Genomic DNA, 7,575 nt, shown 5'->3' with positions numbered 1-7,575 from the left:
TTCTGGCCGGAATCGATCGTGGGCACGAACGGCATCGGAACCGCGATCGTCGAGCGGCGCGCTGTGTCGATCAACGGCGAAGAGCACTATCACGCGTCCTTGAAGCAATTCATTTGCTGCGCGGCGCCCCTGTTCGATCCGGAAGGGGCGTTGCTCGGCGTAATCGATTTTTCCGGCTATCGACGTCCGGTCGCATCCGAGGCCGCGCTCTTGCTACAGGTGATCGGCGAGGCGGCGGACCACATAGAGGCGACGGCGTTCCGCCGTCACTTCAGCGCAAATCCTCTTGTCGTGCTGACGGATTCTCCGAGCTTGTTGCCGCGGAGCTTCAACACGGTCCTCGCGCTCGATGATCGCGGCCGTGTGCTCGGCGCGTCCGAACGCGCGGTGCGCCTCCTCGGCGCCCCTGACCGATCGTCTGTCATCGGTCGATCCGTCGAGAGCCTGCTTGGCGTCGACGCGGCGACGCTGGAGCGCTCGTCGGGCCGCATGCAGCGGCTTGAAGCGGCCTGCCCGTCCGCTGGTTTCGCTTTCGCTCTGCCATCGATCCTGCGCTCCACACCCCGTCGCGCCGAGCGGGCCAGCGATGTCGAAGCGTCGGGCGCGATGACCCTGGACGATCTAGCCGGCGAAGACCCGAAGGCGCGCGAATGCGTGCGGCTCGGCAAGCGGATCGCCGACTCCGACATTCCGGTACTCGTCGAAGGCGAGACGGGAGTCGGCAAGGACGTTTTCGCCAGGGCGCTCCATACCTACAGCTCACGTCGCGCAAAGCGCTTCGTGGCCCTGAACTGCGCCGCGTTGCCGGACTCCTTGGTCGACAGCGAACTATTCGGCTATGCGCCGGGCACGTTCACCGGCGGCCTCAAGGCCGGCAAGATCGGCAAGATCCTCGCGAGCGACGGCGGCACGTTGTTTCTAGACGAGATCGGGGACATGCCCCTCGAACTCCAGGCGCGCCTGCTTCGGGCAATCGAGGACCGCGAGGTCACGCCTCTCGGCGCCGTCGAACCCGTCAAGTTCGATCTGCGCCTCGTCTGCGCGACCAATCGCAACCTGCAAGACCTGGTCGCGACGGGACGTTTCCGCGAGGACCTCTACTATCGCATCTGCGGCGCACGCTTCGTTCTGCCTGCGCTGCGGCGCCGCCTAGACTTTTCGCACATCGTCTCGACCCTGCTCGTTCGCTTTTCGCCCGCGAGCCGCCGAACGACGATCGAGCCCGCTGCGCTCGCCCGGTTGCAGGCCTACGATTGGCCCGGCAACATCCGACAACTGTCCAGTGTCATCCGCCTGGCGATCGCGATCTCGGACGGCGTCATCACTGTAGCCGATCTGCCCGCGATTCTGCCGGCGTTGCCGCGGGAGCCCGATCCAGCGCCGCAATCAGAGGCGTCGTCGACAGCCTTGCGGACGGCGATGACCACTGCCGGCTGGGAAGCGGTTCTTGCCGCCCTCCGTTCGAGCGGTGGGAACGTCAGCGCGGCGGCGCGATCCCTCGGCGTGAGCCGCGCGACGTTGCACCGCATGCTGAGGTCTCACAATGTCGAACGCCCGCTTCGCGCTGAGGGCGTGTGACCGGGTTGGCTCGGAGCGACGATGAGCGTCGCAACTTGTTAATTTCGGTTGGGAACCGGCTTTTTGCTCGGGGCGGGATCCGCGAGCTGATCGGCGTTAGCTTAACGTGAATATTTTCAACTAGCGCGGTCTCTCCGTAAGATATATGGTGGCTGTCTTACGGAGTTTTGTGCTTCAGAACGCACCCGGAACCGAAAAACTTGGCCCGAAACGGGCTTACGACGGCTAAGGTTCGTTCGGCTCCACGCCCTATGATCGGTCAAGCCGGTAGCGCAGAGCGTCAACGAGGAGCGCAAACGCGGCCGACGGCTGGCGGCGGCTCGGATGATAGAGATGGAAGCCGGCGAAGGACGGACACCAGTCATCCAGGACCCGGACAAGGTTCCCATCGGCCAGGCGGTCAGCGACGGGGTCTTCCGGTACGGAAGCGAGACCGAAGCCGTCAAGACAGGCTTGGACGACCATCTGCGCGGAGTTGAAGGCAAGCTGGCCATCGACTCGCACCTTCAGTTCGCGGCCGTCCTTTCCAAACTCCCAGGCATAGAGTCCCCCCGCGCTAACCAGGCGCAGGTTTATGCACTGATGGGCGCCAAGGTCTTGGGGGTCGAAGGATTGGCGCGGCCGGTGAAATAGGCCGGCGATCCCACGACCGCCATGCGCAGGTCCGGACCGATGCGGACGGCCACCATGTCCCTGGCGATCGATTCGCCCAACCGGACGCCGGCGTCGAAGCGTTCGGCCACGATGTCAGACAGGGCCGACTCGATCGTCAGTTCGACGTGGATGTCGGGATAGTCCGGCAGCAGCCTCTTCATCGTCGGCCAGAGGATGGCGCGCGCTGCGTGTTCGGACGTCGTGATGCGGATCGTTCCCGTCGGCTTCTCGCGAAGCTCGCTGATCGAGGCGAGTTCGACGGAGATTTCGTCCAGCGCCGGGCCGAGCGTCTTCAGGAGGCGTTCGCCGGCTTCCGTCGGCGCGACGCGGCGCGTCGTGCGCACCAGAAGGCGGACGCCGAGCCGTTCCTCCAGCCGCCGGATGGTGTAGCTCAAGGCGGGCTGCGACGTGCCGAGCTTGGCGGCGGCGCGGGTGAAACTCTGCTCTTCACCGACGACCAGGAAGGCGTTGAGATCGACCAGCTCCTCGCGGCGCATTGATGAATTCCCGATATGCCGTCATGCGGATTGTCGCATCTAATCGACCCCGGCGCGGCAGCTTCGCACGCGAACGTTATGCCGAAATCGGCGACCCGATCGCCGCGGCGCTTGAGGCCGGATTCGTCCGCTTCAGGCCCGTCGTAATGACTGCCTTGGCGATGATCATCGGGATGGCGCCGATGGCGCTGGGCCTCGGCGAAGGGGGCGAACAGAACGCCCCGCTCGGACGCGCGGTCGTCGGCGCCTTGTTCTTCGCGACAATCGCCACGTTGATTTTCGTTCCCGTCGTCTTCAGCCTTGTCCATAAGCGCACGCCGGCAATCCAGCCCGCGCAAACGGAAACCCCGCATCATGTCTGAGCCGACCGTTAGTCGCGCCTACAAGGCCAAACTGGGCCTTGTAGGCGTCCTGACCGTAGTGGGCGGTGTAACTCTTGTCGTTACGGGCATCGCCGAGCGCGAAAAGAGCAGCGCCAAGCTACAACAATGGACGGAGGCGCAGGCGGTTCCGACGGTGTCGATCATCCCGCTCGACGCGAAACCGGGGATCACCAGCCTTAACCTGCCTGGAAGGCTGGAGGCCAATCTCCGCGCACCGATTTACGCGCGGGTCAGCGGCTATGTGAAGGATTGGAAGGTCGACATAGGCGCCTCGGTCAAGGCCGGACAGACGCTTGCGGAGATCGAATCGCCAGACCTCGATCAGCAGCTTCTGCAAGCCCGCGCGGATTTGAGCAGCGCGGAAGCCGGCCAGAAATTGGCGGCGGTCACTCTGAGCCGAGGCCGCAGTCTTCTGAATTCGAATGCGGCCTCGCAACAAGAGATCGACCAGCGCGCCGCCGATCTCGCCAACAAGGACGCGGCCGTACATTCGAGCGAGGCCAATGTCGAACGCCTCCAGGTGCTCGCCTCATACAAGAATGTCGCCGCTCCGTTCGACGGCCTCGTAACCGAGCGTAACACCGACGTCGGCGCCTTGATCAGCGCCGGGTCTAGCGCCGGCTTGGCGATGTTCGTTATATCTCAGACGTTCACCGGTTGCGGGTTTCCATTAACGTGCCGCAGAAATATGCGCCGGCGATAATGATTGGCGCCAAGGCGATTGTCACGGTCCCTGAATATCCCGGCCGGACATTTCCCGCAGTCGTGGAAGCTTCGGCGCGTTCCGTCGATGTCAGTTCCGGCACGACGCATATGCAGCTCATGGTGGAAAACGGGGACGGCGCGTTGATGCCGGGCGGATATGCGAATGTTCATTTGGATCTCGCCGGCACCGCTGGCTCGTTTCGGATTCCCGTCAGCGCGCTCATCTTCGATTCGTCGGGCCTTCGCGTCGCAACGCTCGATTCCGAAGATCACGTCGCGTTCAAAACGGTTACGATCGCTCGGGATCTGGGGGCCGAAATCGAAATCGGCGCAGGACTTAAAGCCGACGACAGGGTCATAGCCGCTCCCCCGGATGGACTTGCTGCGGGAGATCCGGTTCGGATCGTCGGAGTGGGCGCCAAGACCGTCGCGTCGGCTGGGGGAAGAGCAACGGCCGTCGAAGGGAAGTGAGCGGTACAAAGCGATGGCAGAGATAACATGCAGGGGGATGGCGCTCAGGCGCTTCGGTCGAACGTCTGTCGTTCGGCCCGAGGTTTCAACGCCGATTGGCGCCTTCATGCATTGGATTTCTTCAGCAGGGCAGGACAACGATCGCCACCACCCCGAAGAAACTGGAGGCGAGTTCATCCACTTCGGCCTCGTCGGCCTCCTCCACGGCAGCGCGTTAGCCGTGGCCGGCATTGTTGACGAGCACGTCGACAGCGCCGAATTCAGCCTCGGCCTGCGCGACGGCCGCCTTGACCTGTTCGCTATCGCGCGTCCGAAATCCCTCAGTAACGTTCAGCGTCGCTCTGAGGCGCCTGAGACCAAACCTCGCCGCGTTGGCCGTCGATGGTTGTGCCGCCGAAGTAGAACATTGTCCCAGCAGCGACGAAATCCGCCGGGAAGGCAAGCTGCGGCTTGCTCGCCTCATTCAGCTTTGTGATCTGCGCCTGAGTGAGTGTCACCTCGAGTGCGGCGAGGTTATCGTTGAGCTGATCGAGCGTTCGCGCGCCAATGATCGGCGAGGTGACTCCAGGGCGGGTGCGAAGCCAGGCGAGAGCCACGCGCGGTACGGTGGTGTCGTGCTCGCGGGCAATGTCGCCCATCAGGTCGAGCAGCGCATAGGTGCGCTCGTCGAGGAGGTTGGTGATACGCGCTCCGCGACCCGGTTGATGTTTGCCATGATCTTCGCGCTTGTACTTCCCACTGAGGACGCCCCCCTTCAACGGGCTCCAGGGCGTGACGCCGAGCCCGAGTTCCCGCGCCATCGGCATCAGATCGCCCTCAACCGTCCGTTGGAGCAGCGAGTACTCGATCTGCAAAGCGATAAGCGGTGCGTAATCGCGGAAGTGTGCGAGCGTCTGCGCCTGCGCGACCTTCCACGCCGGAGTATCGGAGAAACCGATGTAACGCACCTTGCCCTGTCGCACGAGCGTGTCGAGCGCCGCCATCGTTTCCTCGATCGGGGTAAAGCGGTCCCAGAGGTGCATCCAGTAGAGATCGATGTAATCGGTCTGAAGCCGCCGCAGCGATTCTTCGCATTGGGCGATGACGGCCTTGCGGCTCGCGCCGCCGCCATTCGGGTCGCCGAGGAACATGTTGGACATGAACTTGGTGGCGATGACCAGACGGTCTCTCTTCTTGGGATCCCGGCCCACATGGTCGCCGATAATCTTTTCGGAGTGGCCCTTGGTGTACCCGTTGGCCGTGTCGATGAAATTGCCGCCGCATTCGATGTAATGGTCGAAGATGCGCTCGGAATCCGACACGCTCGAACCCCAGCCCCAATCCTCACCGAAGGTCATGGCGCCCAGGCAGAATGGGCTGACGCGCAGACCGGAGTGGCCCAGGGTGACATACTGATCGAGCGACATGCGGTTTCTCCTTTGCGAAACGTGGCGCTTTAAATTGCGCGACCCTCATGGTTGGTCGGTCGAAGGCAGCCGGCGGTTGGCGGCCTCGGGCGGAACGTCGATGGCCTGAAGACTCGCCGTCTCGATGGTTGTGATCAGACGATGCAGGGCGACTGCGTCGGCAAATGTCGGGGCAGTGCTTGTGCCGTCGCGCAGGTCCTGCGCCATGCGCGCGTAAAGCCTGGCGACGTTGCCTGGGATGACCTCATCAGGCCATCCCGCCTTGTCAGACGCTGGCGCTTCAAGTGGGCGGAGGGTTCGATCGTCGCCGTGGGCGCCGGCCAGCGAGAGCGGTACCATCTGAGCATGCCCGGTCGGGCCGGTCACTCGGATGTCGCCGGCGCTGCCGTGGATGTCCCACACGAATCCGTCCGTTCCGCGCGGAAGGCCCCCGCAATAATGCAGCGATAGCGCCGCGCCGCTCGCGAGGCGGCCGATGACCAGCACATGGTCGGGCGCGGTCATCGGCAGCATTTCACCGCTGTCCAGGGCGCGGACCTCGGTGCGGCGATTGGCGAGGACCGCAGATACCCTGGCGACGTCGCCGAGCACATCGCGCAGCGCGGCCAGCGTGTGTCCGACCGGGATGGTCAGCAAGGTGGCGCCATTGGCGACATCGAGCAGATAGCCCGACGTCTTCGCGCTCTCGACCGTGGCGCCCCAACTGCGTCCCCAACCGGTAAGCGTTGTGGAGAGGACTTCTCCCACAAATCTTTCATCGATAAGGCGACGAAGATGGATGATCTCAGGCGCGACGCGAGCCTGGGCGCCAACGACAGGGAGCACACCTTTCTGGCGCGCAAGCGCAGTCAATTGCTCGGCCTCGGACAAGCCATTCCCCAGAGGCCACTCGCAGTAGACGTGCTTACCCGCATCGAGCGCGAGCCTCACGAGTTCGAAGTGGTGGGGCGCCTTCACCGTCACCGTGACGATGTCGATCTCCGAAGAGGTGACGAGCCCACGGGCGTCCGGGAAAGCCCGCGGAAGGCCGCACGCAGCCGCCGCGGCTTCGCCGCTGGCGCGGCTGCTATTGGCGACCCCGACGATCTCGAAGGTGTCGGAGAGGGCCCGCAATGCGGGGACATGCGCGCGCGCCGCCCAGCTTCGCTCCGGCTGCAGACCGATGATGCCGACCCGAAGACGTTGTTCAGCCATGGACTGCCTCCTTCCTCCCGTTAGCGCTCGATCCCCCGTAAGCCACCGCAAGCCCTCAGGCGCGCCTCTGTGTCAGCTGAACCGGATCATGACCAGGAAGCCGACGGTATCGAAGCGCGTCATGCGCTCCCGCCCGGTCATTCAAGCCTTGGGGTACCCGACCGTCTGCGTGCAAGTGATGAATTTCGTGTCGGGCAGGCGCAGCGTCTGCGCCAATCGGGCGCGGTCGAGCGAGGCGCGAAACACCGTCGCCAAGCCCTCTGAGGCGCAGAACAGATAGACGTTCTGGCCGAGGAATCCGACGTCGGTGAACGCCCATAAGCGTTTTTCGTCGGCCGAGGCGCCTTGCAGCCGGCTGCCGTCGGCGACATAGACGAGATCGAGCGGCGCCGAGCCGACGAAGTCCTGCACGCCGGTCTGGGCGCGGATGTCCTCCGCGACGACCATCGTCAGGCGATGCGCCTTGCCGTCGTAGCTCCAGGCGCCGTCCGCAGCGGCGACGAAGATCTCGCTCTCAAGGGCGTGGCGCCACGACGGCACGGTGCGGTCGCCCGTCTCTCGGCGATTGACGCCGCAGGCCGACCACAACAGGTTCGACAACACCTCGATTGGCACCGGCTTATCCGCGTATTCGCGGATCGAACGGCGCGCCCACAGCGCCTGCGCCAGCGGCCTGCCGCCGTCTGT

General features: G+C 64.3%; 5 protein-coding genes and 3 pseudogenes. 3 read left to right on the top strand and 5 right to left on the bottom strand.

Annotated features, from left to right (window positions below):
• A partial coding sequence (locus tag ACLP25_RS19115) for a sigma-54-dependent Fis family transcriptional regulator (RefSeq protein ID WP_442470743.1) occupies nucleotides 1-1,578 on the top strand: 1,578 nt, incomplete at its 5' end.
• A gap of 249 nt (nucleotides 1,579-1,827) precedes the next feature.
• Here the strand turns inward: ACLP25_RS19115 and ACLP25_RS19110 are convergent.
• A pseudogene (locus ACLP25_RS19110) lies at nucleotides 1,828-2,729 on the bottom strand (LysR family transcriptional regulator).
• On the opposite strand from ACLP25_RS19110, the pseudogene ACLP25_RS19105 reads away from it, so the two are divergent.
• Nucleotides 2,711-3,091, top strand: a pseudogene (locus tag ACLP25_RS19105) (efflux RND transporter permease subunit); the annotation flags it as partial. The pseudogenes ACLP25_RS19110 and ACLP25_RS19105 sit on opposite strands and share 19 nt — an antisense overlap.
• Nucleotides 3,084-4,288: pseudogene (locus tag ACLP25_RS19100) on the top strand (efflux RND transporter periplasmic adaptor subunit). The pseudogenes ACLP25_RS19105 and ACLP25_RS19100, both read left to right, overlap by 8 nt.
• Nucleotides 4,289-4,502: 214 nt before the next feature.
• On the opposite strand, the gene ACLP25_RS19095 reads toward ACLP25_RS19100, so the two are convergent.
• The 4 genes from ACLP25_RS19095 to ACLP25_RS19080 all read right to left on the bottom strand — a co-directional run.
• Nucleotides 4,503-4,622 carry an SDR family NAD(P)-dependent oxidoreductase gene (locus ACLP25_RS19095; protein ID WP_442470744.1) on the bottom strand — a complete coding sequence of 40 codons (120 nt, stop codon included), beginning with the start codon at nucleotides 4,620-4,622 and terminating at the stop codon, nucleotides 4,503-4,505.
• On the bottom strand, nucleotides 4,609-5,694 hold the full coding sequence (locus tag ACLP25_RS19090; protein WP_442470742.1) for an aldo/keto reductase: 1,086 nt from the start codon (nucleotides 5,692-5,694) through the stop codon (nucleotides 4,609-4,611). Before ACLP25_RS19090 ends, ACLP25_RS19095 begins: the two co-directional genes overlap by 14 nt.
• Nucleotides 5,695-5,739: 45 nt before the next feature.
• Nucleotides 5,740-6,888 (bottom strand): Gfo/Idh/MocA family protein, encoded by a 1,149-nt coding sequence (locus ACLP25_RS19085; protein WP_442470741.1) that lies wholly within the window; start codon nucleotides 6,886-6,888, stop codon nucleotides 5,740-5,742.
• A 141-nt stretch (nucleotides 6,889-7,029) separates the two neighbouring features.
• On the bottom strand, nucleotides 7,030-7,575 hold a 546-nt coding region (locus tag ACLP25_RS19080; protein WP_442470740.1), incomplete at its 5' end, for a nitroreductase family protein.

Source organism: Roseiarcus sp., from assembly GCF_052145395.1.
GTDB lineage: Bacteria > Pseudomonadota > Alphaproteobacteria > Rhizobiales > Beijerinckiaceae > Roseiarcus.
Note: the sequence above shows the minus strand (reverse complement) of the source record. Positions and strands in the feature narration are given on the sequence as shown.